This is a genomic window from Sphingobium lactosutens DS20 (genome assembly GCF_000445105.1).
In the GTDB taxonomy this organism is placed as follows: domain Bacteria; phylum Pseudomonadota; class Alphaproteobacteria; order Sphingomonadales; family Sphingomonadaceae; genus Sphingobium; species Sphingobium lactosutens.
In genome coordinates, this window is sequence record NZ_ATDP01000092.1 from 118,477 (window position 1) to 144,326 (window position 25,850).

24 protein-coding genes and 1 tRNA gene are annotated in these 25,850 nt (G+C 64.2%); 8 read left to right on the forward strand and 17 right to left on the reverse strand.

What is annotated here, in order from left to right:
* Positions 1 to 23: 23 nt before the first annotated feature.
* The 3 genes from tldD to RLDS_RS42430 form a co-directional block, all read right to left on the reverse strand.
* The gene (gene tldD, locus RLDS_RS42420; protein WP_031298323.1) at positions 24 to 1,466 is read right to left on the reverse strand and encodes a metalloprotease TldD; all 1,443 of its coding nucleotides are present in this window, start codon (positions 1,464 to 1,466) and stop codon (positions 24 to 26) included.
* Between the two features lie 44 nt (positions 1,467 to 1,510).
* The gene (locus RLDS_RS42425) at positions 1,511 to 1,738 is read right to left on the reverse strand and encodes a zinc-finger domain-containing protein (protein WP_021226499.1); all 228 of its coding nucleotides are present in this window, start codon (positions 1,736 to 1,738) and stop codon (positions 1,511 to 1,513) included.
* Positions 1,739 to 1,804: 66 nt separating this feature from the next.
* A tRNA-Gln gene (locus RLDS_RS42430) sits at positions 1,805 to 1,879 on the reverse strand.
* Between the two features lie 124 nt (positions 1,880 to 2,003).
* On the opposite strand from RLDS_RS42430, the gene RLDS_RS42435 reads away from it, so the two are divergent.
* A complete protein-coding gene (locus RLDS_RS42435; protein ID WP_021226500.1) occupies positions 2,004 to 2,510 on the forward strand; it encodes a MarR family winged helix-turn-helix transcriptional regulator in 507 nt (168 codons plus the stop codon).
* Positions 2,511 to 2,580: 70 nt separating this feature from the next.
* On the forward strand, positions 2,581 to 2,895 hold the full coding sequence (locus RLDS_RS42440; RefSeq protein ID WP_021226501.1) for a hypothetical protein: 315 nt from the start codon (positions 2,581 to 2,583) through the stop codon (positions 2,893 to 2,895).
* A 108-nt stretch (positions 2,896 to 3,003) separates the two neighbouring features.
* Here RLDS_RS42440 and RLDS_RS42445 read toward each other — a convergent pair whose 3' ends face one another.
* Positions 3,004 to 3,843 carry an alpha/beta fold hydrolase gene (locus tag RLDS_RS42445; RefSeq protein ID WP_031298325.1) on the reverse strand — a complete coding sequence of 280 codons (840 nt, stop codon included), beginning with the start codon at positions 3,841 to 3,843 and terminating at the stop codon, positions 3,004 to 3,006.
* A gap of 173 nt (positions 3,844 to 4,016) precedes the next feature.
* On the opposite strand from RLDS_RS42445, the gene RLDS_RS42450 reads away from it, so the two are divergent.
* Both RLDS_RS42450 and polA read left to right on the forward strand, forming a co-directional pair.
* Positions 4,017 to 5,153 (forward strand): serine hydrolase, encoded by a 1,137-nt coding sequence (locus RLDS_RS42450; protein WP_031298326.1) that lies wholly within the window; start codon positions 4,017 to 4,019, stop codon positions 5,151 to 5,153.
* 41 nt (positions 5,154 to 5,194) lie between these two features.
* Positions 5,195 to 7,981: a DNA polymerase I gene (gene polA, locus RLDS_RS42455; protein WP_021226504.1), complete on the forward strand. Its 2,787-nt coding sequence runs from the start codon at positions 5,195 to 5,197 to the stop codon at positions 7,979 to 7,981.
* Between the two features lie 55 nt (positions 7,982 to 8,036).
* Here the strand turns inward: polA and RLDS_RS0128315 are convergent, their stop codons facing one another.
* Both RLDS_RS0128315 and guaA read right to left on the reverse strand, forming a co-directional pair.
* Positions 8,037 to 8,735, reverse strand: coding sequence for a GntR family transcriptional regulator (locus RLDS_RS0128315; RefSeq protein ID WP_021226505.1), 699 nt, complete (start codon positions 8,733 to 8,735; stop codon positions 8,037 to 8,039).
* A 161-nt stretch (positions 8,736 to 8,896) separates the two neighbouring features.
* Positions 8,897 to 10,468 carry a glutamine-hydrolyzing GMP synthase gene (gene guaA, locus RLDS_RS42460; RefSeq protein ID WP_021226506.1) on the reverse strand — a complete coding sequence of 524 codons (1,572 nt, stop codon included), beginning with the start codon at positions 10,466 to 10,468 and terminating at the stop codon, positions 8,897 to 8,899.
* Between the two features lie 513 nt (positions 10,469 to 10,981).
* Between guaA and RLDS_RS55365 the strand changes: the two genes are divergently transcribed.
* Both RLDS_RS55365 and RLDS_RS56010 read left to right on the forward strand, forming a co-directional pair.
* A complete protein-coding gene (locus tag RLDS_RS55365) occupies positions 10,982 to 11,314 on the forward strand; it encodes a transposase (protein ID WP_084514829.1) in 333 nt (110 codons plus the stop codon).
* A gap of 292 nt (positions 11,315 to 11,606) precedes the next feature.
* On the forward strand, positions 11,607 to 12,239 hold the full coding sequence (locus RLDS_RS56010) for a hypothetical protein (protein WP_152528060.1): 633 nt from the start codon (positions 11,607 to 11,609) through the stop codon (positions 12,237 to 12,239).
* A 60-nt stretch (positions 12,240 to 12,299) separates the two neighbouring features.
* On the opposite strand, the gene RLDS_RS42465 is transcribed toward RLDS_RS56010, so the two are convergent.
* The 8 genes from RLDS_RS42465 to ygfZ form a co-directional block, all read right to left on the reverse strand.
* Positions 12,300 to 12,920, reverse strand: a complete 621-nt coding sequence (locus RLDS_RS42465; protein WP_021226508.1) for a hypothetical protein — start codon at positions 12,918 to 12,920, stop codon at positions 12,300 to 12,302.
* Positions 12,921 to 12,922: 2 nt separating this feature from the next.
* Positions 12,923 to 15,163 (reverse strand): prolyl oligopeptidase family serine peptidase, encoded by a 2,241-nt coding sequence (locus RLDS_RS42470; protein ID WP_021226509.1) that lies wholly within the window; start codon positions 15,161 to 15,163, stop codon positions 12,923 to 12,925.
* A gap of 106 nt (positions 15,164 to 15,269) precedes the next feature.
* Positions 15,270 to 15,695, reverse strand: a complete 426-nt coding sequence (rplQ, locus tag RLDS_RS42475) for a 50S ribosomal protein L17 (RefSeq protein ID WP_021226510.1) — start codon at positions 15,693 to 15,695, stop codon at positions 15,270 to 15,272.
* Positions 15,696 to 15,901: 206 nt separating this feature from the next.
* Positions 15,902 to 16,966 (reverse strand): DNA-directed RNA polymerase subunit alpha, encoded by a 1,065-nt coding sequence (locus RLDS_RS42480; protein WP_021226511.1) that lies wholly within the window; start codon positions 16,964 to 16,966, stop codon positions 15,902 to 15,904.
* A 120-nt stretch (positions 16,967 to 17,086) separates the two neighbouring features.
* Positions 17,087 to 17,476, reverse strand: a complete 390-nt coding sequence (gene rpsK / locus RLDS_RS42485; RefSeq protein ID WP_004208752.1) for a 30S ribosomal protein S11 — start codon at positions 17,474 to 17,476, stop codon at positions 17,087 to 17,089.
* 111 nt (positions 17,477 to 17,587) lie between these two features.
* Positions 17,588 to 17,956, reverse strand: a complete 369-nt coding sequence (gene rpsM / locus RLDS_RS42490) for a 30S ribosomal protein S13 (protein ID WP_021226512.1) — start codon at positions 17,954 to 17,956, stop codon at positions 17,588 to 17,590.
* Positions 17,957 to 18,149: 193 nt separating this feature from the next.
* Positions 18,150 to 18,908, reverse strand: coding sequence for a glutaminyl-peptide cyclotransferase (locus RLDS_RS42495; RefSeq protein ID WP_021226513.1), 759 nt, complete (start codon positions 18,906 to 18,908; stop codon positions 18,150 to 18,152).
* Positions 18,905 to 19,651 (reverse strand): CAF17-like 4Fe-4S cluster assembly/insertion protein YgfZ, encoded by a 747-nt coding sequence (gene ygfZ, locus RLDS_RS42500; RefSeq protein WP_031298330.1) that lies wholly within the window; start codon positions 19,649 to 19,651, stop codon positions 18,905 to 18,907. The genes RLDS_RS42495 and ygfZ overlap by 4 nt, the downstream gene beginning before the upstream one ends.
* Before the next feature lie 70 nt (positions 19,652 to 19,721).
* On the opposite strand from ygfZ, the gene RLDS_RS42505 reads away from it, so the two are divergent.
* Entirely contained in the window at positions 19,722 to 21,053 is a 1,332-nt protein-coding gene (locus RLDS_RS42505; RefSeq protein WP_021226515.1) for a dihydroorotase, read from the forward strand.
* 6 nt (positions 21,054 to 21,059) lie between these two features.
* Here the strand turns inward: RLDS_RS42505 and rarD are convergent, their stop codons facing one another.
* Positions 21,060 to 21,932 carry an EamA family transporter RarD gene (gene rarD, locus RLDS_RS42510; protein ID WP_052034141.1) on the reverse strand — a complete coding sequence of 291 codons (873 nt, stop codon included), beginning with the start codon at positions 21,930 to 21,932 and terminating at the stop codon, positions 21,060 to 21,062.
* Positions 21,933 to 21,964: 32 nt separating this feature from the next.
* Positions 21,965 to 22,186 carry a hypothetical protein gene (locus tag RLDS_RS42515; RefSeq protein ID WP_021226517.1) on the reverse strand — a complete coding sequence of 74 codons (222 nt, stop codon included), beginning with the start codon at positions 22,184 to 22,186 and terminating at the stop codon, positions 21,965 to 21,967.
* Positions 22,187 to 22,344: 158 nt separating this feature from the next.
* Between RLDS_RS42515 and RLDS_RS42520 the strand changes: the two genes are divergently transcribed.
* The gene (locus RLDS_RS42520; protein ID WP_021226518.1) at positions 22,345 to 23,088 is read left to right on the forward strand and encodes a hypothetical protein; all 744 of its coding nucleotides are present in this window, start codon (positions 22,345 to 22,347) and stop codon (positions 23,086 to 23,088) included.
* Between the two features lie 39 nt (positions 23,089 to 23,127).
* On the opposite strand, the gene ppc is transcribed toward RLDS_RS42520, so the two are convergent.
* On the reverse strand, positions 23,128 to 25,827 hold the full coding sequence (ppc, locus tag RLDS_RS42525) for a phosphoenolpyruvate carboxylase (RefSeq protein ID WP_021226519.1): 2,700 nt from the start codon (positions 25,825 to 25,827) through the stop codon (positions 23,128 to 23,130).
* Between the last annotated feature and the right edge of the window lie 23 nt (positions 25,828 to 25,850).

The following is a 25,850-nucleotide window of genomic DNA, read 5'->3' on the forward strand; positions in this document are numbered from 1 at the left end:
GGCTCGGTTGGGCGCAGGAAAGCCTATGCCGCCGTGCCACCCACCGTCAGCCCCTCCATCAGCAACGTAGGCTGGCCGACACCGGCCGGCACGCTCTGCCCGCCCTTGCCGCACATACCGATGCCTTCGTCGAGCGCCCAGTCATTGCCGATGCCGATGACCTTGGTCAGCGCGGTTGGACCGTCACCGATCAGCGTCGCGCCCTTGATGGGATCGCCCAGCTTGCCATTTTCCACCTTATAGGCCTCGGTGCAGGAAAAGACGAACTTGCCCGACACGATATCGACCTGACCGCCGCCGAAGCTCTTGGCGAAAATCCCGTTCTTCATGCGGCTGAGCAGTTCTGCAGGATCATCCTGCCCGCCCTTGATGAAGGTGTTGGTCATGCGCGGCATGGGCGCATGGGCATAGCTTTCGCGGCGGCCATTCCCGGTGGGCGCCACGCCCATCAGCCGGGCATTCAACCGATCCTGCATATAGCCCCGCAATATTCCGTCCTCGATCAGGATATTTTCCTGCGTCGGGGTGCCCTCGTCGTCGATGGACAAGGATCCGCGGCGATCCATGATGCTCCCGTCATCGACCACGGTGACCCCGGGTGCCGCGACGCGCTGGCCGATGCGTCCGGAAAAGGCGCTAGTGCCCTTGCGGTTGAAGTCGCCTTCCAGCCCATGGCCGATCGCTTCGTGGACCAGAACGCCTGGCCAACCGGGACCAAGCAGCACGGTCATTTCGCCCGCCGGCGCGGCGACGGACGACAAATTGACGCGCGCCTGGGCCAGCGCCTCGTCAATTGCGCGGTTCCACACCGCCTTATCCATCACCTGATCGTAGAGATAACGACCACCAATGCCGAACACGCCGGTTTCCCGCCGGCCATTTTCCTCCAATATGATGGAGACGTTGAGGCGGACCAACGGCCGGATGTCAGTCGCGGTGAAGCCGTCGGCACGCACGATTTCGGCCACCGACCAGCTGCCCGCGACGCTGACCGACACCTGTGCGACACGGGGGTCGCGCGCGCGCGCAGCGGCGTCGATCTCAGCACATAGCGCGACCTTCTCCGCAAAGGGCACGATTTCGAGCGGATTGGCATCGGTATAAAGATGGCGATTGGTGCGCTGGGGCGGCGGGGCCGGCTGATCCTTGGCGGGATCGAGCAAGGTCAGCGTCTGCGCCGCCTTGGCGATGGCCGCCTCGCTCAAATCATTGGCATGGGCAAAGCCCGTCATCTCGCCCGATACGCCACGCAGACCAAAGCCCGCATCGGTGGAATAATCGGCCGTCTTCAACCGGCCATCGTCAAACCCGAAGCTCTCGCTGGCGCGATATTGCAGATAAAGCTCACCGTCGTCGCAGCGCGCAAGCGCCTGCGCCGTCAGCCGGCGCGCGCCATCAGGATCGAGCAAGCCCGGACGGTACAGAAGGCCACGGGCGTCGGTGAAAAGGGAAGCGGTATCGGTCATGCGCCCGATATAGGCGCTGCCCGGCCGCAACCCAACCGAAAAGCTTACAGGCTGGCGCCCGATGCGATATCCGGCTTCGTGACGACATCGGGCGTATCGGCCACACCACCGATCAGCACGAAGCGGCGGTCGCAATAGCCGCAATCGACATAGCCATGCTCGTCAATTTCCAGGAACACCCGCGGATGCCCAAGCGCCGCGGGAATATCCCCCGACCCATCACAGGACACACGGGCTTTCGAGACTCGGATGATTTCGGGCGGCTGGATCATGAAACGGAATTAGCAGCGGCCGCACTGCACCGCAATATGGTCAATATATATGCAGCGCGGATAGACTGGCTGGGGCGGCAGGATTCGAACCTGCGCATGGCGGTACCAAAAACCGCTGCCTTACCGCTTGGCTACGCCCCAGCAGAGCGCCGGCAACGCCAGCGCGGACCGCCATATAGCGGTTGCTGCGCGAAAGGAAAGCCTAGTCATCACAGTTTGACAACGCCAATATGGGGCGTACCCCTTTATTCGGAACTTCGCTTTCATGGCTCCGCCTTCTTCCTCTTCCCAGATCAGTCCGGCCTCGCCGCTTTTCCTGCGCGAGGACGAGATACGGCGCGGCATCGAAATGCTGTATTTCGGCTATGGCGCGCTGACGCGGTCCATCGACGAAGGGCTGGCGGCGCAGGGGCTGGGCCGGGCGCATCATCGCGCGCTCTATTTCATTTCGCGCCAGCCCGACCTGACGGTCAAGGATCTGCTCCGCCTGCTTGCCATCACCAAGCAATCGCTGGGCCGGGTGCTGAACGACCTGATCGATCGGGGCTATATCGAAACCCGCGTCGGCGCGAGCGACCGGCGGCAGAAGCTGCTGCGGCTCAGCCCGCAGGGCGCGGCGCTCGAAGCCGAGTTGTTTCGCGCATTGCGGGAGAAAATGGCGGCGGCCTATGCCCAGGCGGGACAGGGATCGGTCACCGGATTTTGGCGGGTCTTGGAGGGTCTGATCCCCGAAGAAGACCGGTCCATGGTCTTTGGCCTGCGCGGTGGATGATGACGGTCACGCAACTTTATCGGCCCTGCTGCGCTTGTGCCTGTCTACGCAATGGAAGAGAGGAACCATCATGCGCACTGCGATTATCGCTGGAATGACCCTGATCGCCGCTGCGGGCCTGTCGGCCTGCTCGGAAAAGACCCAGGACAATCTGGAGCGGACCGGCGATTCCATGGGCAACGACATCAGCCGCGCCGCCGATGATGCGGGCGATGCCATCGACAACGGCCTGGACGATGCCGGTCAGGCGATTGATCGCGGAGCCGATCGCGTCGACGCCGCCGCCGATGAGGCGGCCGCGGATGCCAAGCGCGAAACCGGCGAGGCCAAGGATAATGTTGGCGACGCACTGCAGGATGCTGGTCGCGATCTGAAGAACGACTGACAGGCTACAGCCTTGGGGTGTGAACGCCACTAGCGAACGCCTCGACACGCATGACACGGCCCGGCTTCCCTACAGGATGCCGGGCCGTTTTCACATTGGCAAAGCAAGTCAGCCTGCCAGAAACATCTTGCACAGCGCCAGGAATCGCGCCGGCTGGTCCGCCATCACCATATGGCCGCTGGGACCTATCGGTTTGAGCAGTGCCGCCTTGGCGCCGGCATAGGCCTCGCGGAAGCGGCGCGTGATGGCGGCGGCCTGCTGCGCGTCGGACCCGACGGCGAAGACGACATGAAGCGGCACTGTCAAACGCGGCAATTGCGGGCCGAGATCGGCATTGGCCAGGTCGCGCAGGGCATTGGCGATCACGTCCGGATCGCTGTTTTTCGCGCCAGGCGTCTGCGCGACGATCTGGGCCAGATAGCGCCGCCCCGCCGCCGTGCCGGTAAGGTAGCTGCTGAGCTGATCAGCCAGGAAGCCAAGCCCGCTTGCCGTGCCACCCACCATCGCCGCGCCGGCGGGCAGTATGTCCACCACCATCACGCGGCCTGCCCGGCCGCTCAACCCTAGCTTCAGCGAGAGCGTGCCGCCCATGGAATGACCGATGACCGCCGGGCGTTTGAGACCGGCGGCCGTGATGTAGCGCGCGATCTCGTCGGCCAGCGGCTGGATGAGCGGGCCGCTTTGGTTGGCCTGCGCGGCAAGTCCGGCGAAACCGCGCACATGGATGAGGTGGAAGCGATAGCCCGGCAATGCCGCCACCAGACCGTTCCAGATACCGGGCCCACTGGCAAGACCGGGGATCAGCACCACGTCCCGACCGTTGCCCCGCACGGCCACGTCTATCCGGCGCGACACGAAGGGTGCGGCGCTTGCGCCCCCGGCCCATAATCCCAGCCCCGCCGCGCCACCGCCCATCAGAAGCGTGCGTCTGTTCATGCCCATGGTCATGGCGCGGCTATTGCCCGGTTGCCCCTGAACCGCAACTGCGCATATCCTGCCCAGGATCAAGAGGTTGCGGCATCGACCCTCCCCCCATCGCATTTGCGGACTCATTCGTCGCATCTGCCTTGAAGCGAGGACCGAGCCAACGGCCTATGATCACCATAAGTTCGGGGAATTTCATGTCGTTTAGAGAAAGCCGGGGGGCGACGGCGCGCCTTGTCCTGTTGATCGCCGCCTTGTCCGCTTGCGTCAGCGCGCCCGAGCGTCCACGCGCCCTGGCTGCCGCAGCCACCCCGCAAAAGCCGCAGCCCACCACCAATAGCTGGCCGATCCGTCAGGTCGCCAACCCTCCCCTGCCCTATCAGGATATCAACCAGAATGAGGCGCCGCCCCCGGCGCTGGTCAGCGTTATCCGCAACCTTGGCCAAAGCTTCAAGGGCAAGGTCGGCATCGCTGTCCGCCGCGTGGGCGCGGACTGGACCGTCGCGTGGAACGGCAACGCCCTGTTCCCGCAACAAAGCGTGTCGAAACTGTGGGTCAGCATGACGTTTCTGGATGCGGTCGACCGGGGCAAGCTGCGCCTGACCGACACGACGACGCTGACGCGCAACGACTTGACGTTGTTCCACCAGCCCAGCGCGGCACTGGTTGCAAAACAGGGCGGCTGGACCACCAGCTATTCCGACCTGATGCGCCGGGCGATGACGCAAAGCGACAATACCTGCAACGACGCGTTGTTGCGCGCGGGGGGCGGGCCGGACGCGGTGCGCGGGTTCCTGGCGCGGCGGATGATCAAGGATATCCGCTTCGGCCCGGGCGAGCGATTGCTGCAATCGGCAACGGCGGGGCTGGACTGGCGGCAGGATTATTCGCTGGGCCGCAATTTCTATGCGGCGCGCGCGAAGCTGCCCATGTCGGTGCGGGTGAAAGCGCTCGACAATTATCTGTCTAATCCGCCCGATGGCGCGGCCCCCAGTTCGATCGTCGCCGCGCTGGCAAAGCTGAAGCAGGGCGACATGCTGTCACCCGCATCGACGCGGCTGCTGCTCAATATCATGAGCGAAGCGAAGACGGGGCCGCAACGGGTGAAGGGCGGCGTACCGGCCGGCTGGCATTATCTGCACAAGACCGGAACCGGGCAGGATCTCGCGCCCCGCTCGACCGGCTATAACGACGTTGGCATCATGACCGCGCCCGATGGCACCAGCTATGCCGTCGCGGTCATGATCGGGTCGACCACCGTGCCGATCCCCGAACGCTGGGCGCTGATGCAGGCGGTGTCGAAGGCGGTCGCGGCGAACCACGAGACGCGGTAGCGGGCTGGAGGGGCGCGCGGATACAGGCTATCCCGCTGCCCATGACCCAGAATCACCTCTACCTCGTCGACGGCTCGGGCTATATCTTCCGCGCCTATCACCAGCTTCCGCCGCTGACCAACCGCCATGGCCAGCCGGTGGGCGCGGTCTATGGCTATACGACGATGTTGTGGAAGCTGGCCGAGGAGCTGGGCAAAGCCGAGGGGCCAACGCACATGGCCGTGATCCTGGACAAGGGGTCGCACACGTTCCGCAACGATATGTACGACCAATATAAGGCGAACCGCCCGCCCGCGCCCGAGGATCTGGTTCCGCAATTCCCCATGATCCGCGACGCCACCCGCGCCTTTTCCCTGCCCTGCATCGAGGAAGACGGGTTTGAGGCCGACGACATCATCGCCAGCTACACCAAGGCGGCGGTCGCAGCGGGATGGCATGTCACCATCGTCAGTTCCGACAAGGACCTGATGCAGCTGATCCAGCCCGGCGTCGACATGTACGACACGATGAAGAATGAGCGGCGCGGAGCCGACTATGTCATGGGCAAGTTCGGCGTGCAGCCCGAACAATTGGGCGACGTGCTGGCGCTGATGGGCGACAGCGTCGACAATGTGCCGGGCATACCCGGTATCGGCCCCAAGACGGCGGCGAAGCTCATCACCGAATATGGCGGGCTGGAGGCGGCTCTGGAGGCCGCGCCTTCGATGAAGAAATCGAAGATGCAGGAAAATCTGATCGCCCATGCCGACATGGCGCGATTGTCGCGCCGGCTGGTTGCGCTGCACGATGCGATGGACCTGCCCGAGCCGCTGGAGGAACTGACGCTCAAGGGCATTCCGCCCGAACCGCTCCAGGCCTTTCTGGAGCATCATGGTTTCAAGACATTGCTTAATCGCCTGGGCGCACCGGCCGCGGCGGTCGCGGTGGCGGCAGCCGCCGCCGCTGCGACGGATGAGGCCGCTCCGCCCCCTCCCGCCTTTGCCGATGAACCCGCGATCGACCGGAGCCTTTATGAAACGGTGGTGACGCAGGACGCGCTCGATCGCTGGATCGCGGCGGCCCGGGAACAAGGCGTGGTGGCGGTGGATACCGAAACCGACATGCTCGACTGCGTATCCTGCGGCCTTGTCGGCATCAGCCTGGCGGTCGGGCCAAACGCGGCCTGCTACATCCCGGTCGGCCATGGCGGCACCGACATGTTCGCCGAGCGGCCCGGGCAGCTCGACAAGGCATTGGTCCTCGCAAAGCTCAAGCCGCTGCTGGAAGATGACGCCGTGCTCAAGGTCGGCCAGAACCTCAAATATGACATGACGGTTCTGCGCCGCCACGGGATCGAGGTTGCGCCCTATGACGACACGATCGTCATGAGTTTCGACCTGGAAGCGGGCAAATCGCTGTCCGGCCATGGCATGGATGAAGCCGCGCGCACGCACCTTGGCCATGAATGCATCAGCTTCAAGGAGGTGGTGGGCACGGGCAAGAACCAGATCAGCTTTGCCGAAGTGCCGCTCCCTCGCGCGACCGAATATGCAGCGGAGGACGCCGACGTTACGCTGCGCCTGTGGAAGCGGTTCAAGGCGCGGGTGGCGAATGAGGGGGCAAACCGGATCTACGAACTGGTTGACCGGCCACTGGTCGGTGTGATCGCCGGCATGGAGCATCGCGGCATCAAGGTGGACCGCGAAGCCTTGTCGCGCCTGTCGGCCGAATTCACCGCCGGCATCGCCGCGCTGGAAACCGAAATCCATGAGATCGCCGGCCAGCCCTTTGCGATCGGCTCGACCCAGCAATTGGGCGCGATCCTGTTCGACAAGATGGGGTATAAGGGGGGCAAGAAGGGCAAGTCGGGCGCCTATTCCACCGACGTCACCATATTGGAGCAGTTGAAGGCGCAAGGCGCGCCCATTGCCGCCAAGGTGCTGGAATGGCGGCAGCTCTCCAAGCTCAAATCCACCTATACCGATGCCTTGCAGGCACAGATCAACAGGGATACGGGCCGCGTCCACACCAGCTATTCGCTGACCGGCGCGCAGACCGGCCGCCTGTCCTCGACCGATCCCAATTTGCAGAATATTCCGATCCGCACCGAAGTCGGCCGGCAAATCCGCCATGCCTTTGTCGCGGAGCCGGGCCATGTCATCCTGGCGGCGGACTATAGCCAGATCGAGTTGCGGTTGGCCGCGCACATGGCCGATGTGCCTGCGCTCAAGGAGGCGTTCGCCGCGGGCGAGGACATCCACGCCGCCACCGCCGAGCAATTGTTCGGCGAGGTCAACCGCGACACGCGCGGTCGCGCCAAGACGATCAACTTCGCCATCCTCTACGGCATTTCGCGCTGGGGGCTTGCCGGCCGGCTGGAAATCAGCGCGGATGAAGCACAGGACATGATCAGCCGCTATTATGAGCGCTTCCCCGGCATCAGCATCTATATCAATGAAACGATCGAGAAGGCGCGTGAGCGGGGCTACACCGAAACGCTGTTTGGCCGAAAGACATGGTTCCCCCGCATCAAGGCGGCGATCCAGCATGAGCGGCAGGGCGCCGAACGCGCCGCGATCAATGCACCCATTCAGGGGACCAGCGCCGACATCATCAAGCGAGCGATGGCGCGCGTGGAACCAGCGCTGGAGGCGGCCGGGCTGCCGGGCGTCAAAATGCTTCTCCAGGTGCATGACGAACTGGTGTTCGAAGTGCCGGAGGGCCATGTGGAGGCGGCCAGCACGGTCATCCGCCGCGTGATGGAAACGGCGGCCGAACCGATGGTGAAACTCAGCGTCCCGCTGGGTGTCGAAATCGGCACCGGCCCAAGTTGGGGCGCAGCGCATTGAGAAGAAGCAGCGTGCCACCCGGCAAGGAGGCCACTATTTAAGTTGATCCTGACAGTCAGGAAAAGGCCCGATCAGGCAGTGCGGCGACTTGTGCGGCCGTTTCCCGGACATGCCGTCTTACCGCCTGTTCAGCCATGTCGCCATTACCCGAGAGGATGGCCGAGGTCATCTTGGCGTAATCGTCAAACTGGACGGAGTCCGCGACGCGATTGAAGGTCCGCAACTGCAGGCGCATAATTTGAACCTGCGCTCCGGGGAAAAGCCGCCCCAGCTCCGCGTTGCCACTCAGCGCGACAATATAGCGGTAATAGGCTTCCCGCGCTTTCAGGAAGGCATCGAAATCCGTCAAGCTCTTGTGAGATTGCACGACCTGTTCGAGAATTTGGAGCTGGGCCGCCGCGTCCGGGTCCGTGATCGCATCCGCCGCCTTGCGCGCCGCCAGTCCCAGCATGAGTTCGACAATGTCCAGAATGCCCAGCGTTTCGGCGCGAGACAAGGTTCGCACCCTGGCGCCGCGGTTCTTGATGATGCTGACGATTCCACCGGATGCCAGGCGGTTCAGCACCTCCCGGATCGTGCCACGCCCTACCTGGAATTCCGCCATCAGGTCGGGGGCGATCAACCGTTGCCCCGGCGCATAACGCCCCTCATAAATGCCGCGCACGATCCCGCGATAGGTTTTTTCAAAGGGGCTGCGCGGGTGTGCCGACGGTTCGTCGCCCGAGAGCGCCAGATATTGGTCGCCGCTCCGCATGCTGCTATCCACCCCGACTACCCCCTTTTACGCTGCCAGAACGACGGCCGATGGGCCAAGGTCGATAGGATATCCGGCCGAATTGCCCAAGGATGGGCGGCGCCAGACATCAGTGGAGATGATTTGGAAGCGCGGCATCCCGATCCGCGCGTTACTAAAAATCACTCCCACTCGATCGTGCCGGGCGGCTTGGACGTATAGTCGTAGACGACGCGGTTGATGCCCTTTACCTCGTTGATGATGCGGGTGGCGACGCGGCTCATGAAAGCGGCGTCGAAGGGGTAGATGTCGGCGGTCATGCCGTCGGTGGAGGTGACGGCGCGCACGGCGCAGACATTGTCATAGGTGCGGTGGTCGCCCATCACGCCCACGGTGCGGACGGGCAGCAGCACGGCGAACGCCTGCCAGATCGCGTCATAGAGGCCCGCGCCCCGAATTTCCTCCAGATAGATGGCGTCGGCCTTGCGCAATATGTCGCAGCGTTCCTTGGTGACTTCGCCGGGGATGCGGATGGCAAGGCCCGGGCCAGGGAAGGGATGGCGGCCGACAAAAATGTCGGGCAGCCCAAGCTCCTTGCCCAGCACGCGCACTTCGTCCTTGAACAGTTCACGTAAGGGTTCGACCAGCTTCATGTTCATGCGCTCGGGCAGGCCGCCGACATTATGGTGCGACTTGATCGTCACCGACGGCCCGCCGGTGAAGCTGACGGATTCGATCACGTCGGGATAGAGGGTGCCCTGCGCCAGGAAGTCCGCGCCGCCGATCTTCTTCGCTTCCTCCTCGAACACGGCGATGAATTCGCCGCCGATGAACTTGCGCTTCTTTTCCGGGTCGGTGAGACCGGCAAGCCCGCCAAGGAAACGGTCCTCCGCATTCACATGCACAAGCTTGATGCCATAATGTTCGCGGAAAAGGCTCACCACCTGTTCCGCTTCACCCAGACGCATCAGGCCATGGTCGACAAAGACGCAGGTGAGCTGATCGCCGATCGCCTCGTGGATCAGCACCGCCGCGACCGCACTGTCGACGCCGCCCGACAGGCCGCAGATGACCCGGCCGTCGCCCACTTGGCTACGGATTTCAGCGATCTTGACCTGGCGGAACTCGGCCATGGTCCAGTCGCCGGCGAGGCCGCAGACATGGCGGACGAAATTGGCGATCAGCTTGCCGCCGTCCGGCGTGTGCACGACTTCGGGATGAAATTGCGTGCCGTAAAATTTCCGCTCTTCGTCGGCGATGACCGCGAAGGGCGCGCCGTCCGACACGGCGACTATCTTGAAGCCCGGCGCGAATTTCGTGACCTTGTCGCCATGGCTCATCCATACCTGATGCCGCTCGCCGACCTCCCACAGCCCGTCGAACAGGGCGCAGGGTTCGGTCACGGTCAGGAAGGCGCGACCGAACTCGCCGCCCTCGCCGGTTTCATGGCCGGGACGCACTTCGCCCCCCAGCTGATGGCTCATCACCTGCTGCCCGTAGCAGATGCCGAGGATCGGCACGCCGGCGTCGAACAGCGCCTGCGGCGCGCGCGGGCTGCCTTCGTCGGGAACGCCGGCGGGAGAGCCGGACAGGATGATGCCCTTGGGCTTCAGGCGCTCGAACGCCTCGGCAGCGGCGGTGAAGGGGGCGATTTCGGAATAGACCCCGGCTTCGCGCACGCGTCGGGCGATAAGCTGAGTCACCTGGCTGCCGAAATCCACGATGAGGATCGTATCCTGAAGGGGCAGCGTCATCGAATCGCCTTTATGTCGAATGGTGGAAGGGATTCGCGCCCGGTTAGTCGCCCCTTGGCGCAATGTCCAGTTGAGCGGGCCATGCGCCCGGCGCGAGGGGGTCGCCCGGTCACCGGGGTGGCCGCGATGCCCGTGCGACGGGCCGCGGGCATGGCACGGCCGTTGGTAAAAGCGACAGGGGCAAAGTTCACAGTGTCGTCGGGCTTTTGACGCCCGAAGCGACCAGAAAGCGACCACAAGGCGACCACGAAGCGACATCTGAGCGACAGGGGTTCGGCAGCGAATGGCCGTGCGAACGGGCGTTGCCGAGGCGGCATGAGGGGCGACGTGTGAAAGGAGGCATGGACCGACATCTGGCAGGATAGATCAGCTATTTTCCAACATTGGAAGAGTGTTGGATGCGGCCAAGTAGCCTAATTGACGGCGCGAATACCGGTGTCGAGGCAGACGAACCTTTGTCGGAGGCCGGGCTGAGAACCGCGCTATCCGCAAGCCCTCTGCTAAGAAGGCTTCATGATGCTGGTCGAGGGTGACGGTCAGGTCCGCAGTTTTTACGTCTCCTACGTTAACGGGAAAGACCTTCGCTCGCGAATCGTCGCGACCGTCGATCGCGCCTCGCATCTGATGACCGACGAGAGCATGGTTCACGCCCGTGTAGGTGGCGAGTTTGCCGATCATCTGGTTATGAACCAAAGCGTCGAGGATACGTCACTACCGGCAGCTTCGGGCGCAGCGACACCGCCGGAAACTTCCTATCAATCTTCAAGCGCGGCACGATTAGCACCTCACACCACATGGGCGAGGCTGACTCTTGGTCGCTACACGGCAGAGTTTGATTTTCGCTAGAACACCTGAAAAACGAATGACGTTGAGCGCGCTGACATGGCCCTAACGGGCATAGCCGCAAAGCGTCTGACCTATCACCGGGCTGACCCAATCGCCGCATAAACTGGCGACGATCCCGCACATCACCAGAACGCCAAAGAAGCGGCGTTATGCATTCTTTCAGACTCGACTATTTTGCGCTTGCTGATAGGCTTGTGGCTCGGGAGAGTGGCGAGCATCCGCCTCATAGTTGCCTCCTCGCGTGCCGCAGTGTCCACGTAGAGATAGCTGGCCTCTTTTGGGGAAGTTTTCATTGTCGGAAATACCTCTTCATGAACTCGACGAGCACGGCAACACTCTGATCAACGTACCCGTCCCAATGGTAGAACTCGCTTACCTAAAATCGCCATTCAAGTCGATTACGCTTCCTCCTCCGTTCATAGAACCAGTAGGGAACTTAATTTTGGCGTGGGGGATGATCGAAGAATGCGTCAACAACCTAATTGAAAGGCTGCAAAAAACCACAGACTTAAACGTTAATGAAAGATGGAAACGTGAGAACTATTCAAAGCGGGCCCAAATTCTTAGGAAGGCATTGAATAAATATCTCTCGCTATACCCTAAATCCAAATCGTACCTCGTTGACATGATGAATGTAACATCTCCGATTAACTGGAAGAGGAATTTGCTTGTCCATGGCCAAGTGTCCATCGGCGTCATGCTCAAGCCTGATGGAAACCACTACCATTATTGTGGCGTTGCAGGAGTGCATAACGGAAAAGCAGTTGCACTCAAACTGAGCATCCATGACATAAAGGTCATGTACTATGACCTAGGGCATGTCGCCGCGAAATTTAGTGATCTTTCTCAAGGGTGTGACCATGCGGCGACAATTTTACCCTCGCGCGATATAAGGAAGCTACAAGCGCTTTTTGGGGATAGTTGATCTGAGTCCTGCCATGCCCACCGTTTTTTAGCCCATCAAGGAATCAGACCTCGCTTCGGTTCAGCGCGAAACGAAGTCGCGGCTGAGGTAAATCTGCGCCACGCGGCCGTCGCGGTCCAATGTGCAGGTGAAGCGGCGGGTCTGGCCGGTGGCGGCGCGGCTGCTGGCGCGCTGTTCGACCTGGCCGTCGATATTGTAGCCGCCATCGGCTGTAGCGACCGGGCTGGCCATGGTGCGGACATCCGCATAGCCGCCGTCGCGCTCGGCTTCGTCGCGGGCGGCGCGGGCGCAGCTGTCGGCGAGCGCATCGTCCTGCGCGGCGATATCGGAGAAATCGGCGTCGTCGGCGGGGGGCGGCGGCGCATCGCTGCCCAGGTCATCGCCATAATCGGTGCCGGTGCGGGGTGGCGGTGCGTCATATTCGCCGCCGGTGATCGGATCGCGCAGCTTGCGGTCCTTGGATATGGAATTGGCGACGATCGCGACGGCGCCGACCAGCGCGGCGACGCCAATGGCATCGCCCAGACCAAAGCCGTTGCCGCGATGGCGGTGATGCCGGTCCCAGCCCCGATCCCAGCCCCGATCCCAGCGCGGACGCGCTTCGGCGGCGCTAACGCTGCCCAGCAACAGGCCCGCGCTCACCAGCGCTCCGGTCATCCAGCGTGCCTTGGTCCCAATCATGCTCACTGCCCTCCTGCGGCTGAAGGAGCCATAATCGCGGCCGGCTGTCCAGTGGCTGAACGCGGCGCCGCGGCGGGGCGTGGGCTGATCGCAAGGCCGGTGAAATGGGCGGCGAAGGCATAGCTGTCGGCATATTCGTCGATCAGCTTGTCGACGGGCTTGCCCGCGCCATGGCCGGCGCGGCTTTCGACCCGCAGCAGGCGCGGTCGCGCGCCAAGGTCAGCGGCCTGAAGCGCGGCGGCATATTTGAAGCTGTGCGCGGGGACGACGCGGTCGTCGGTGTCGGCGGTGGAGACGAGGATGGCGGGATAGTCCTTGTCCATCGCGATATTGTGATAGGGCGAATAGCCGTAGAGCAGCGGAAAGGCGCGCCTGTCGGCGGGCGAGCCATAATCGTCGATCCAGTAGCGGCCGGCGGTGAAGCGATCAAAGCGCAGCATGTCCATGACGCCCACGGCCGGCAGCGCGGCGGCGAACAGGTCGGGCCGCTGGTTCACCACCGCCCCGACCAGCAGGCCGCCATTGGACCGCCCCTCGATCGCCAAGCCGCCGGGCGGGGTGAAGCCATTGGCCTTGAGATATTCGGCCGCGGCGATGAAATCATCGAACACATTCTGCTTGTTGGGGCCGCGCCCGGCATCGTGCCAGGCTCTGCCAAATTCGCCGCCGCCGCGCAGATTGGCGATGGCATAGACCCCGCCCTGCTCCAGCCAAGCCATGCGGGTCGCGGAATAGCCGGGCGTCAGGCTGATGTTGAAGCCGCCATAGCCATAGAGGATGGTCGGCGCGGCGGTCGCGCTGTCGGCCAGCGCGGTCTTGCGGATGATGGTGAGCGGGATCGTCGTGCCGTCCTTCGACGGGTAGAGCCGCTGTTCGATGCCATAATCCTGCGGGTCGAACGGCAGGTCGGGCTGGGCGAAAAGCTGGAACTGGCGGGTCGCGGTGTCGAAACGGTAGATGCTGGCCGGGGTGACGAAGCCGGAAAAGCTGAAAAACGTCTCCGGATCGCCCGACCGACCGCCAAAGCCCGCCGCCGTGCCAAAGCCTGGCAGCGGCACGTCGCCGACCTTGCGCCCGTCCAGCTCGACCAGCTCGGCGATCGTCTGCGCGCCGTTCATCGAGGCGAGGATCAGCCGATCGCCCACCAGCGCGCCGCCCACCAGCGTCTGGTCGCGTTCGGGCACGATTTCCTGTGCCTTGCGGCGGGGGTTGGCGGCGTCCAGCGTCACGATGCGGCGGCGGGGCGCATGATGATCGGTGAGAAAATAGAGCGTCGCCCCCCGGCTGCCGATCAGCCGCCAGTCCTGCGCGGGACCGCGGACCAGCCGGCGCAGGACGATGGGGCCGCCGGTCAGGGGCGCGACATGGATTTCGCGGTGCGGGTCGATGCCTTCGAACGAGCTGACGACCAGCCAGCGCCCGTCCGCCGTCACCTGCGCCTGATGGCTGAGGCGGGGTCGGTCGGGCGTGGCATAGATCAGCTGATCCTGCGACTGGGGGGCGCCGATGCGGTGATAATAGAGGCTTTGGCCAAGGTTGGTCGAGCGGAAGGCTTCGCCGGGACCGGGCGCGGCGAAGCGGGAGTAGAAGAAGCCTTCGCTGCGCCCGTCCCAGGCGGTCTGCGAGAATTTGACCCATTGGACGGCATCGTCGAGCGTGCGGCCGCTGTCGACGTCGATCAGGCGCAGCGTGCGCCAGTCGCTGCCCGCGTCCTGCACGGCATAGGCAAGCATGCGGCCATCGGGCGAGGGCATCCATTCAGCGAGCGCGCTGGCGCCGTCCTGCGCCCAGCGGTTGGGATCGAGCAGCAGCCGCTGCGGGCCTGTCAGCCCTTCGCGCACATAAAGCGGCGTCTGGTTTTCCAGCCCCCGATTATAGCCGTAGAAATAACGGCCGCCCGCCTTTCGCGGGACGGTGTAGCGGCCATGGGCGAAGAGCGCCTGCAAGCGCGTTTTGAGCGCGTCGCGCCCCGGCAGCGCATCGAGATAGCGGCGGGTCAGCGCATTTTCCTGCGCCACCCAGTCGCGCACCGCCGGGTCGGCGCGCAGGTCATTTTCCAGCCAGCGATAGGGATCGGCGACCGACACGCCGAAATGATCCTCCACTATGTCCTGCCGCAGCGCGCGCGGATAGCGCAGCGCGGGGTCGCTCGCCGCGATGTTCGCGTCGTCGGGATTGGCGCGCAGGATGGCCGGGGCAGCGCCCAGCCAGAGCGACAGCAGGATCAGGGCAAGGCCGCGCATCCTCTCTTCCATGGTCTTTATCTATCACGAAACAGGCCGCGCTTCCCTTAAGGAAACGCGGCCCGTCGGTAAAGCATCCCGTCCCGCGCAGCAGGACCGGCGATTATCAGGCGGCTTCGAATTCGTCCTCGTCAGCGCCCTGGACCGGACCGGAATCCTGCCCCTTGGCATCGACGTCACGGTCGACCAGCTCGATGATCGCCACCGGGGCGGCGTCCGACGCGCGGAAACCGGCCTTGATGACGCGGGTGTAGCCGCCGTTGCGATCCTTGTAGCGTTCGGCCAGAACTTCGAACAGCTTGGTCAGCTGCGCCTCGTCCTGCAGGCGCGAGCTGGCCAGACGGCGATTGGACAGGCCACCCTTCTTGGCGAGGGTGATCAGCTTTTCGACGTAGGGACGCAGTTCCTTTGCCTTGGCGGTGCCGGTCAGGATCTGCTCATGCTTGATGAGCGAGGCGGCAAGGTTGCGCAGCAGGGCGGTGCGATGACCGGAGCTGCGCTGAAGCTTACGATGACCGATTTTATGACGCATGTTCATTTCCTTCGTTCGTTAAGGGCCCGTGTGAGGTAGCCCAGACCAGGCGGTGTGATGGATGCCGCCCTTCATCCCTGACCGTTCGTGCTGAGTAGGGACTGAGCGAAGTCGAAGGCCCGTATCGAAGCCCTTCGCGCCGCGCTCGGTCCTTCGATACGCCGCTTCGACAAGCTCAGCGGCTACTCAGGACGAACGGAGATTTTTCAGCCCAGCAGCTCCTGTTCGAGCTTCTTGGCCATTTCCTCGATATTTTCCGGCGGCCAGCCGGGGATATCCATGCCCAGGCGCAGACCCATGGACGAGAGCACTTCCTTGATTTCGTTCAGCGACTTGCGACCGAAATTGGGGGTGCGCAGCATCTCGGCCTCGGTCTTCTGGACCAGGTCGCCAATATAGATGATGTTGTCGTTCTTGAGGCAGTTGGCCGAGCGGACCGACAGTTCCAGTTCGTCCACTTTCTTGAGCAGATAGCGGTTGATCTGGTTGGCGTCGCTTTCGCTTTCCGAAGCGGCGGCGCCAGCGGCATGGCCGGCGGCGGGCGCAGCGGCGGGCAGCGCGTCTTCGAAGTGGACGAAGAGCTGAAGCTGGTCCTGCAGGATGCGGGCGGCATAGGCCACCGCGTCTTCCGGCGTGACGGTGCCGTCGGTTTCGAGCGTCAGCGACAGCTTGTCATAGTCCAGTTCCTGGCCGACGCGGGTGTTATCCACCTTGTAGGCGACCTGGCGCACGGGCGAATAGAGCGCATCGACCGGGATGAGGCCGATCGGCGCATCGGCCGGACGGTTGGCGACGGCGGGGACATAGCCCTTGCCCACGTCAGCGGTCAGTTCCATGTTGAGCGTCGCGCCCTGGTCGAGGTGACAGATCACCAGGTCCGGGTTCATCACTTCGATATCGCCCACGACACTGATGTCGCCGGCCTTCACCACGGCAGGGCCGGTGGCGGAAAGCTGAAGCCGCTTGGGGCCTTCGCCTTCCATCTTCAGCGCGACCTGCTTGATGTTGAGGACGATGTCGGTCACGTCTTCGCGCACGCCGGTCAGCGACGAGAATTCATGCAGGACGTTCTCGATCTTGATCGAGGTGACCGCCGCGCCCTGAAGCGAGGACAGAAGAACCCGACGCAGCGCGTTGCCGAGCGTCAGGCCGAAACCGCGCTCCAGCGGTTCGGCAACGAACGTCGCCTTGCGCTTGCCGTCGCCCGACGCCTTGATTTCGAGGCTGTTGGGCTTCTTCAATTCCTGCCAGTTCTTCATGTTGACAGTCATGTATTTCCCCTGGGGATGGGCCGAAACGCTGTATGATCCTGACCCGACAGGAACGTTCCGGCGATGCAAACGGGAAAACGGGCGACGCGTCCGCCGCCCGCATGTCAGGCAACGCTGCGGTTAGACGCGGCGACGCTTGGACGGACGCACGCCATTGTGCGGGATCGGCGTGACGTCACGGATCGAGGTGATGTGGAAGCCCACGGCCTGAAGGGCGCGCAGAGCCGATTCACGGCCCGATCCCGGACCCTTGACTTCGACTTCCAGGGTGCGAACGCCATGTTCGGCCGCCTTGCGGCCAGCGTCTTCGGCGCAGACCTGCGCCGCATAAGGGGTCGACTTGCGGCTACCCTTGAAGCCCATCATGCCGGCCGAGGACCAGCTGATCGCGTTGCCCTGGGCATCGGTGATGGTGACCATGGTGTTGTTGAAGCTGGCGTTGACGTGCGCGACGCCGGCCGAGATATTCTTGCGTTCGCGGCGCTTGATGCGCTGAGGTTCGCGTGCCATTTTGCTGCTCTTCCTACAAAATCTGCTAAGCCTAGGCTGTGCCCAAGGAGGGCTGCCTCCGGCGGAGTAAGGCTGAAAACAGTCCCCCGGACTGTTTTCCGGGCGCCTTACTTACTTCTTCTTCCCTGCGATCGGCTTCGCCTTGCCCTTGCGGGTGCGCGCATTGGTGTGCGTGCGCTGGCCGCGAACCGGCAGGCCCTTGCGATGACGCAGGCCGCGATAGCAGGCGAGGTCCATCAGGCGCTTGATGTTCATCGCGGTTTCGCGACGAAGATCACCCTCGACCGTCAGGTCGGCGTCGATGGCTTCGCGGATCTGCAGCACTTCGGCGTCGGACAGGTCCTGCACGCGGCGGCTATGGTCGATGCCCAGCTTGTCGGCGATCGACACGGCGGTGTGGCGGCCGATGCCGTGAATGTAGGTGAGCGCGATGATCACGCGCTTGTTGGTCGGGATGTTGACACCCGCAATACGTGCCATGGTAATTTATTCTCCTGCTCCACAGGGCCGCTTGCGCAACCCTATCTCAAAGCGTCCGGGCCATGCCTCCCTGGCAAGGAGAAATGGCCGATTTCCTATTCCCTTAGACGCAAAAAAGACGGCCAGTGCGAAAAGCACTGCCGCTCGCCAGCGTGTTGGGGAGGGTCGCCATTAGCGATTCGGCATGCCCGAGTCAACCGCGCGGCCGGGTTTCCACGCGGATCTCGAACAGTTTGGGCCAATATTTGCCGGTGACGAAAATCCGGTCGCGCGCGGCGTCATAGGCGATGCCATTGGCCACCGCTTCGCTGTCGGTGACGCCCGCCTTGGCGCGCAGGGGCGCTATGTCGATCCAGTCGATCACCGCGCCCGACGCCGGGTCGATGCGGGCGATGCGCGTGTCATACCAGATATTGGCCCATATTTCGCCGCGGACATATTCCAGTTCATTGAGGCGCTGCACCGGGCGGCCGTTCCAGGTGACTGTGATGCGCCGTTGTTCGGCCAGGCTATCGGGATCAAGGAAGCGCAGTTGCGCGGTGCCGTCGCTCATGATGATGTGCCGGCCATCCTGCGTCAGCGCCCACCCCTCGCCTTCATAGCGGAATTCGCCCCGGGGCGCGAAGTCGGCCAGCGACCAGAGGAAACCGCGCCGGTGCCGCCAGGTCAGGCTGACCAGCCGGTCCTTCCAGTTGACGATGCCTTCGCCGAAATAGGGCGGGTCGACGACGCGGCGTTGCAGCACCTTGCCGCTCTTGAGCGCCACCTTGCGAATATCGGAATGGCCCTCAAGCCCCGTACTCTCATAGAGCGCGCCGTCATGATAGAAGAGCCCCTCGGTAAAGGCGGTCGGGTCATGCGGATAGGTTTTGACCAGCGTCCAGGGCGTTTCCGCCCGCGCCGGGGCGATGAGGGCATAGGCGGCGAGTACCGCCAGCAAAGCGCGGATCATACCGCCGCTTCCCCCGCGATCGCGGCGGCCAGCCAGTCGGGCAGCAGCGCGGGGTCCAGCCCCTCCACGCGGCGCAGTTCGATCGACAGGCCAAGGTCGCGCAGCGCGGCGCGCTGGCGCTTGTCATCGGCCTGGTCGAGCGGGACGGCGACCAGGCGGCGGCTGACCTTGTTGCGATAGTGCATGCGCGCGGTATTTTCCTGGCCGACATAGCAGCCCTTGTCATAATCGACGCCGCCCAGTTCCTGCGCGTTGGTTTCCAGCCAGAGGATCTGGTCCTGGCCCAGTTCCTCCACGCCTTCGAATATGCCCAGCGAAAGACGATGGGCGCGGAAGGCGGCAGCGGCCTCCGCCCCCGCGTCGGGGCTGGCCGGCGCGAGCCAGCGATGGCCGAGCGCCGGCAGGCGGGGATCATGCGGCTTGTCCGCTACCTCCAGCGACCAGTGGACCGCCAGCGCCGCTTCGCGCGCGATCGTCACCTTGCGGCGCAGGCGATAGAGGGTGAGGCGTTTCGCGAGCGCATCGGCCTGCGCCGCCTCGCAATCGATCAGCACGTCGTCGCCATCCCCCCACAGGATGAAGTCGAACAGCGCCTTCCCCTGCGGCGTCAGCAGCCCGGTCCAGCGCGGATGATCGGACTGCAAGGTCAGGACGTCGCGCGTGAGCAGGCCCTGGAGGAAGGGGCGCGCCTCCTCCCCCGAAATTCTGAGGAGCGCGCGGTCAGTGAGGGTGGTGCCGGTCATCGGCTTTAGGTAGGACGGCGACAGGACGAAGCCAAGCCGTTCGCGCGGCCAGAGCAGACAGGAATTTGCCATGACCCAGACTTTCGACATGATCCTGAAGAACGGCACGGTCCATACGCCCGGCGGCGCGGAGCAGGTCGATGTGGGTGTGCGCGGCGGCAAGGTGGCGGCGATCGGCGCCAATCTGGGCGATGCGGGCGAGCTGATCGACTGCACGGGCCTGGACGTGCTGCCCGGCTGCATCGACAGCCAGGTCCATTTCCGCGAACCGGGGCTGGAGCATAAGGAGGATCTGGAATCGGGCAGCCGCGCTGCGGTGATGGGGGGCATCACCGCCCTGTTCGAAATGCCCAACACCAATCCCAATACCGACACGGCCGAGCAGGTGCACGACAAGCTGAAGCGCGCGCATCATCGCATGTGGTGCGACCATGCCTTTTACGTCGGCGCCACCGCCGACAATGCCGAGCAGCTGAAGGAGCTGGAGCGGATTCCCGGCACGTCGGGGGTCAAGATCTTCATGGGGGCCTCTACGGGCAGCCTGCTCGTCGACGATGACGATGCATTGTCGCGCGTGCTGGCGAGCGGCACGCGCCGCGTCGCCATCCATGCCGAGGACGAGGCGCGGATGAACGCGCGCAAGGATTTGCGGGTGGAGGGCGACCCGTCGTCGCACCCCGTCTGGCGCGACGATGAAAGCGCGATGATCGCCACGAAGCGGATCATCGCGCTGGCCCGCAAGGCGCGGCGGCGCATACATATCTTGCATGTGACGACGCCGGCCGAGCTGGAATATATCGGCCAGAACAAGGATATCGCCACCTGCGAGGTGACGCCGCAGCATCTGACGCTGGCGGCCGAGGACGCCTATCCGCGGCTGGGCACCTATGCGCAGATGAACCCGCCGATCCGCAGCGCCGCCCATCGCGACGGCCTGTGGTTCTGGCTCAATCAGGGGGTGCCCGACGTGCTGGGCAGCGACCATGCGCCGCACACGATCGAGGAAAAGGCCAAGCCCTACCCCGCCAGCCCCAGCGGCATGCCGGGGGTGCAGACGCTTATCCCGCTGCTGCTCAACCATGTGGCGCAAGGGCGGCTGACGCTGCGCCGCTTCATCGAGCTGACCTCGTCGGGGCCGCAGCGTGTGTTCGGGCTGGTGGGCAAGGGGCGGATCGCCGTCGGCTATGACGCGGATTTCACCGTCGTCGACCTCAAGAAACAATGGACGGTGGACAGGGACTGGCTGGCGTCGCGCTGCGACTGGTCGCCCTTCGACGGCGATCGGCTGACCGGCAAGGCGGTCGGCACCATCATCCGCGGCAATCGCGTGATGTGGGAGGATGCGCTGGCCAATGCCGCGATCGGCGAGCCGGTGCGGTTCGAGGCGACCGAATATAGCTGAACCGGGTCAGGCGGCCGCCACCGCCGTCCGGTTGCGCCGGGCGGTGGCGATGCTGTCGCCGGCAAAGAGGATAAGGCCGACCCAGATGAGGCCAAAGCTCAGCATCTGACCGATGCTCAGCGTTTCGCCCAACAGCAGGACGCCGCACAGAAATTGCAGCGTCGGGGCGATATACTGCATCAGCCCCAGCGTGGCCATCGGCAAGCGCTGGGCCGCGGTGGCGAACAGCACCAATGGCACGGTAGTGACGCCGCCCGACAGGATCAGCAGCAGGCTGGTGGACATATCCTGCCCGAAACCGATGCCGCCATGACTCGCTTCCCAGACCAGATAGGCGATGGCGAGCGGCGCCAGCAGCGCGGTTTCGACGCCCAGCCCCGTCATCGGCGCGACCGGCGTCAGCTTGCGCAGCAGGCCGTAGAAGGCGAAGCTGAAGGCCAGGGTCAGGCTGATCCAGAGCGTCGTAAGCGCCGAGGCGGCCAGGATGGCGACGCCGATGGCGGCGAGCGCGATGGCGAGCAGCTGGGGCCGGCGCAACCGTTCCTTGAGCACGAGCACGCCGAGCAGGACATTGACCAGCGGATTGAGGAAATAGCCAAGGCTGGCGGCAACGACGTGATTGTCGTTGACGGCCCAGACATAGGTCAGCCAGTTGATCCCGATCATCAGCGCCGATCCGGCGAGCGCAGCGATCAAGCGGCTATTGCGAAAGGCGGCGCGGAACATCGGCAATGTGCCCCGCCAGGCAAGGATCGGCAGGATCAGCAGCAGCGACCAGAGGATTCGCTGCGTCACGATTTCCGTGGGATCGACATGATGGAGCAGCCGAAAGAACAGCGGCAGCAATCCCCACAGCCCGTAAGCGGCGGTCGCGGCCAGCAGGCCGCGCCGCGTTTCGGCGTGGGCCTGCGTCAGACAATGCCTCCGCCCAGGAACAGGCGCAGCGCGCCGAAGCCCGCGACGATCAGGCAGAAATATTGGCCGCTCTTCTTCGATGACATCAGGCCGATGAAGGCGCCGAACAGCGCGATCGGCACCAATATCCAGTTGAGCGCACCCAGAAGCGGCAACACTGCCGGGATCATGAGGATGAGGGTGACAAGACCGATAAGGCCTGACAGAAGATTGAGCATCGTGAACACATGCCGTCGAACCTGTGCCAGAGCAAGACAGGGGACCGGGGCCAGTCATTCGAAACTGGCCTTCAAGCAAAAAAACCGGCAGATTCACCAAAAGTCCTAACGAAGATTTAACCTTCCCTCTTCATCGCTCATTTACAAAGGAGTGAAGAATGGCCCTGTTTCGATCCGTATGCGCCGCATCGCTGCTGCTGGCGCTCGCCGCCTGCAACAAGAAGGACAAGGAGGGCGAACTGGCCGCGCTGGACGCGCAGCTGACCAATAATGCGGCGGACTCGGCGATGAAGGGGGCGCTTAACGATCCGATCCTGGTCGATCCGCAGCTTGTGGGGCAGGCCAATCGCGATGCGGTACGCCCCGCCGACAAGCCCGCCAGTGGCGCGGTGCCGGTGATGAGCGGGGACGCGGCCAAGGCGCAGGCGCAGGCCGTGCGACAGGCAGGCGGCAAATTGCTGTCGGCCCCCGCCCCGACCACGGGCGAAGCGATGGCGTCGACCGCCACGCTGGGCGCGGTGGCGCGCGAGCAGGCGGCGGCGAAGGGCGGCAATGCGAATTGCGCCAAGAAGCTGAATTACGGCATGGAATGGGCGCAGCGCCTGCCCGAGGGGTTCCCTCTCTATCCCGGCGCGCAGCTGATGGAGGCGGCGGGCGCGCAGGCCGATGGCTGCACGCTGCGCGCGGCAAGTTTCGTGACGCCGGTGCCGCGCCAGGGGGTGATGGATTATTATTATACGCTTGCCCGCCGCGCCGGATATGATGGCGAACACAAGATCATGGGCGGCGACCATGTGCTGGGCGGCACCCGCGCGTCCGATGGCGCGGCCTATTTCATCCTGTTCACCGATGCGCCGGGCGGCCGCACGAGCGTAGACATCATCGCGGACCAGGGGCGCTAAAGGCCCCCGGTCGCAAGCAGCCCTGCTTTCGCATGCCTGTCAGCCGCTGTTGCGCAGGGCCGTGGCGATGGCGTTGATCGACAATTCGATGCCTTCCTTGATGCGCGGGTCATCCTCGCCCGCACGATGGCGCTTCAACAGTTCGACCTGCAACAGGTTGAGCGGCTCGATATAGGGCAGGCGCAGGCGGATCGAGGTTTCGAGCGACGGGTTCTTTTCCAGCAGCCGGCCTTGGCCCGTCGCCTGCAACAGGCCGTCATGCGCCGCCTGCCAGCCTTCGCGGATGCGGCCGAAAATGCTGTCGGCCAGTCCCTGATCCTCCACCAGCGGCAGGTAGCGCGCGGCGATGCCCAGGTCCGATTTGGCTAGCACCATTTCCATATTGGCGAGTGCGGATTTGAGGAAGGACCAATGCTGCGCCATGTCGGCCAGCAGCGCCTTGTCCTCGAACCCGGCGAGCGCCTGGCCCACGCCATACCAGCCCGGCAGCATGACGCGCGCCTGCGCCCAGCTGAACACCCAGGGGATGGCGCGCAGATCCTCGATCCGGCTGCTTTTCTTGCGGCTGGCCGGGCGCGATCCGATCTTGAGCCCGGCAATTTCCTGAATCGGCGTCAACTGGCGGAAGAAATCCCGGAATCCATCGGTGCCGTAGACCAGATCGCGATAGGCGGCGAAGGCGCTGTTCGACAACTCATCCATCGCCCCGGCAAAGCGCGTAGCGTCGCGCTCCGAAATGCCTTCCGGTTCCAGGCTGGCGAGCAGGGTGGCGCTGGTCGTCGCTTCCAAATTGGTCATGGCGACGTCGCGCGTGCCGAATTTGGCGGCGATCACCTCGCCCTGTTCCGTGATGCGGATACGCCCCTGCACGCTGCCCTTGGGCTGGGCCTGAATCGCGGCAAAAGCAGAGCCGCCGCCGCGCCCGACCGCCCCGCCCCGGCCATGGAACAACTGCATCGCCGCGCCCGCCTCCGCAAAGACCGGCTCCAGCGCCTTGCTCGCCTTGTAGAGACCCCAGGTGGAGGTGATGTAGCCGCCATCCTTGTTGCTGTCGGAATAGCCGATCATCACTTCCTGATGGCCCCGCGCCTTCACCACGCCGGCGATTTCGGGCAGGCCGAAATAGGCGGACATGATCTTGGGCGCGGCCTCAAGATCGCCGATGGTTTCGAACAGCGGGATCGCCATGATCGCGGCGTGCGGCGGATCGCCATTGTCGCCTACCCGCCACAGCCCCGCTTCCTTGAGCAGGATGTTCACTTCCAGCAGGTCAGAGACGCTCTGCGCCATGGAAATGATATAATGGGTGATGCATTGCGGCCCGTAGAGGCGGTGTGCTTCGCCGGCGGCATGGACGATCGCCAGTTCCGACGCGGTTTCTTCGGAATAGGCGGAAAAGCGCGATCCGAGCGGGCGGTTGTTGGCGAGTTCGCGGCGCAACAGCGCGATGCGCGCATATTCGTCGAGCGCGAGATAATCCGCCTCCACGCCCGCGACCTTGAGCAGTTCGGCAACGACGCGTTCGTGCACGGCGCTGTTCTGGCGCATGTCGAGCGTCGCGAGGTGGAAGCCGAAGGTTTCGACCGCGCGGATGAGGCGGCCGAGCGCGCCGCCACTCGCCAGCGCGCCATTGCCTTCGCTCGCCAGCCCCTGCGCGACGACGACCAGATCATGGCGCAGGTCGGCCGGGCTGGCATAGGGTTCGCCCTTGAGCGCCGATGGCCGCGCCGGCTGGCCCCCGGTCAGCGACACACAGGTCGCGGCAAGGCGCGCATAGATGCCGCTGAGCGCACGGCGATAGGGTTCATCCTTGCGGCTGAGCGCGTCATCACCGCTGGCATCGGCCAGATCCAGCACCGCCTGGGGCACATGGGCAAGTTCGGTCGACAGCGACAGTTCAGCGCCCAGCGCATGGACGCCGTCCAGATAATAAGCGATCGCCGCCGCCGCGCCGCGCTTCAACGCATATTGCAGCTGGGGCGCCTGAACGAAGGGGTTGCCGTCGCGATCGCCGCCGATCCAGCTGCCCACGCGCAGGAAACTTTGCGGCCGCGCCCCCAGCACCCGTTCCCACCGGGCATAGAGCGCGGGCAGCACGGGCAGGAAGCTGTCCCGAAAATAAGCGAGGACATTTTCGATTTCGTCGGCCACGAACAGTTTTTCGCGGCGCAGCGGGCGTGTCTGCCACAGGAGCGCGATCTGGCGAAAAATCGCTTCGTCCAGATTTTCCCCGTCCGCCGTTTCCGTGCGCCCCGCATCTTTCAGGTGCATCAGGTCGGCGATGCGGTTCTTATGGTCGATCATGCTCTTGCGCCGCACCTCGGTCGGGTGGGCGGTCAGCACCGGCACGATCAGGCTGTGCGCCAGAAGGTCGAGCACGGCGTCGCGCCCCACACCCTGCGATTCGAGACGCGCGAGCGCGGAGGCGACATCGGCGCCCGGTTCGGCAGCGACGCCCTGGCGATCCTCCGCCAGGTTGGCGAGCATCGAAAACAGCATGAAGCCGCGCGTGAAATTCAGCGTATCATCGAGGCTGAGCGCATCCAGCCCGGTATCGGTGAGGTCCGCGCCCTGCACACCGCGCGCGCGATCGACCGAGGCGGAGCGGATATATTCGGTCTGCTGATAGAGTTTTTCCCCGCCATAGGCGCGAATGACGTCGCCCAGCAGCCGCCCGAGATAGCGGATATCGGGATTCTGCGTGATCGCAGGGGCGGTTTGCTGTGCGTGGCTCTCCATGGATAATATGCTGCACTGCAGTA

What these genes read in the sequence shown, in the direction of transcription:
- RLDS_RS55365 (WP_084514829.1), top strand. Translation starts at nt 10,982, where the DNA reads ATGATGCTGGTCGAGGGTGACGGTCAGGTCCGCAGTTTTTACGTCTCC.
- guaA (WP_021226506.1), bottom strand. Translation starts at nt 10,468, where the DNA reads ATGACGCTGCCCCTTCAGGATACGATCCTCATCGTGGATTTCGGCAGC.
- RLDS_RS42495 (WP_021226513.1), bottom strand. Translation starts at nt 18,908, where the DNA reads ATGATCCGCGCTTTGCTGGCGGTACTCGCCGCCTATGCCCTCATCGCC.
- polA (WP_021226504.1), top strand. Translation starts at nt 5,195, where the DNA reads ATGACCCAGAATCACCTCTACCTCGTCGACGGCTCGGGCTATATCTTC.
- RLDS_RS42465 (WP_021226508.1), bottom strand. Translation starts at nt 12,920, where the DNA reads ATGATTGGGACCAAGGCACGCTGGATGACCGGAGCGCTGGTGAGCGCG.
- rpsM (WP_021226512.1), bottom strand. Translation starts at nt 17,956, where the DNA reads ATGGCACGTATTGCGGGTGTCAACATCCCGACCAACAAGCGCGTGATC.
- RLDS_RS42515 (WP_021226517.1), bottom strand. Translation starts at nt 22,186, where the DNA reads ATGCTCAATCTTCTGTCAGGCCTTATCGGTCTTGTCACCCTCATCCTC.
- RLDS_RS0128315 (WP_021226505.1), bottom strand. Translation starts at nt 8,735, where the DNA reads ATGCGGAGCGGCGACCAATATCTGGCGCTCTCGGGCGACGAACCGTCG.
- RLDS_RS42445 (WP_031298325.1), bottom strand. Translation starts at nt 3,843, where the DNA reads ATGACCATGGGCATGAACAGACGCACGCTTCTGATGGGCGGTGGCGCG.
- ppc (WP_021226519.1), bottom strand. Translation starts at nt 25,827, where the DNA reads ATGGAGAGCCACGCACAGCAAACCGCCCCTGCGATCACGCAGAATCCC.
- tldD (WP_031298323.1), bottom strand. Translation starts at nt 1,466, where the DNA reads ATGACCGATACCGCTTCCCTTTTCACCGACGCCCGTGGCCTTCTGTAC.
- RLDS_RS42480 (WP_021226511.1), bottom strand. Translation starts at nt 16,966, where the DNA reads ATGACTGTCAACATGAAGAACTGGCAGGAATTGAAGAAGCCCAACAGC.
- RLDS_RS42425 (WP_021226499.1), bottom strand. Translation starts at nt 1,738, where the DNA reads ATGATCCAGCCGCCCGAAATCATCCGAGTCTCGAAAGCCCGTGTGTCC.
- RLDS_RS42450 (WP_031298326.1), top strand. Translation starts at nt 4,017, where the DNA reads ATGTCGTTTAGAGAAAGCCGGGGGGCGACGGCGCGCCTTGTCCTGTTG.
- rplQ (WP_021226510.1), bottom strand. Translation starts at nt 15,695, where the DNA reads ATGCGTCATAAAATCGGTCATCGTAAGCTTCAGCGCAGCTCCGGTCAT.
- RLDS_RS42505 (WP_021226515.1), top strand. Translation starts at nt 19,722, where the DNA reads ATGACCCAGACTTTCGACATGATCCTGAAGAACGGCACGGTCCATACG.
- RLDS_RS42520 (WP_021226518.1), top strand. Translation starts at nt 22,345, where the DNA reads ATGGCCCTGTTTCGATCCGTATGCGCCGCATCGCTGCTGCTGGCGCTC.
- ygfZ (WP_031298330.1), bottom strand. Translation starts at nt 19,651, where the DNA reads ATGACCGGCACCACCCTCACTGACCGCGCGCTCCTCAGAATTTCGGGG.
- RLDS_RS42470 (WP_021226509.1), bottom strand. Translation starts at nt 15,163, where the DNA reads ATGCGCGGCCTTGCCCTGATCCTGCTGTCGCTCTGGCTGGGCGCTGCC.
- RLDS_RS42435 (WP_021226500.1), top strand. Translation starts at nt 2,004, where the DNA reads ATGGCTCCGCCTTCTTCCTCTTCCCAGATCAGTCCGGCCTCGCCGCTT.
- rpsK (WP_004208752.1), bottom strand. Translation starts at nt 17,476, where the DNA reads ATGGCACGCGAACCTCAGCGCATCAAGCGCCGCGAACGCAAGAATATC.
- RLDS_RS42440 (WP_021226501.1), top strand. Translation starts at nt 2,581, where the DNA reads ATGCGCACTGCGATTATCGCTGGAATGACCCTGATCGCCGCTGCGGGC.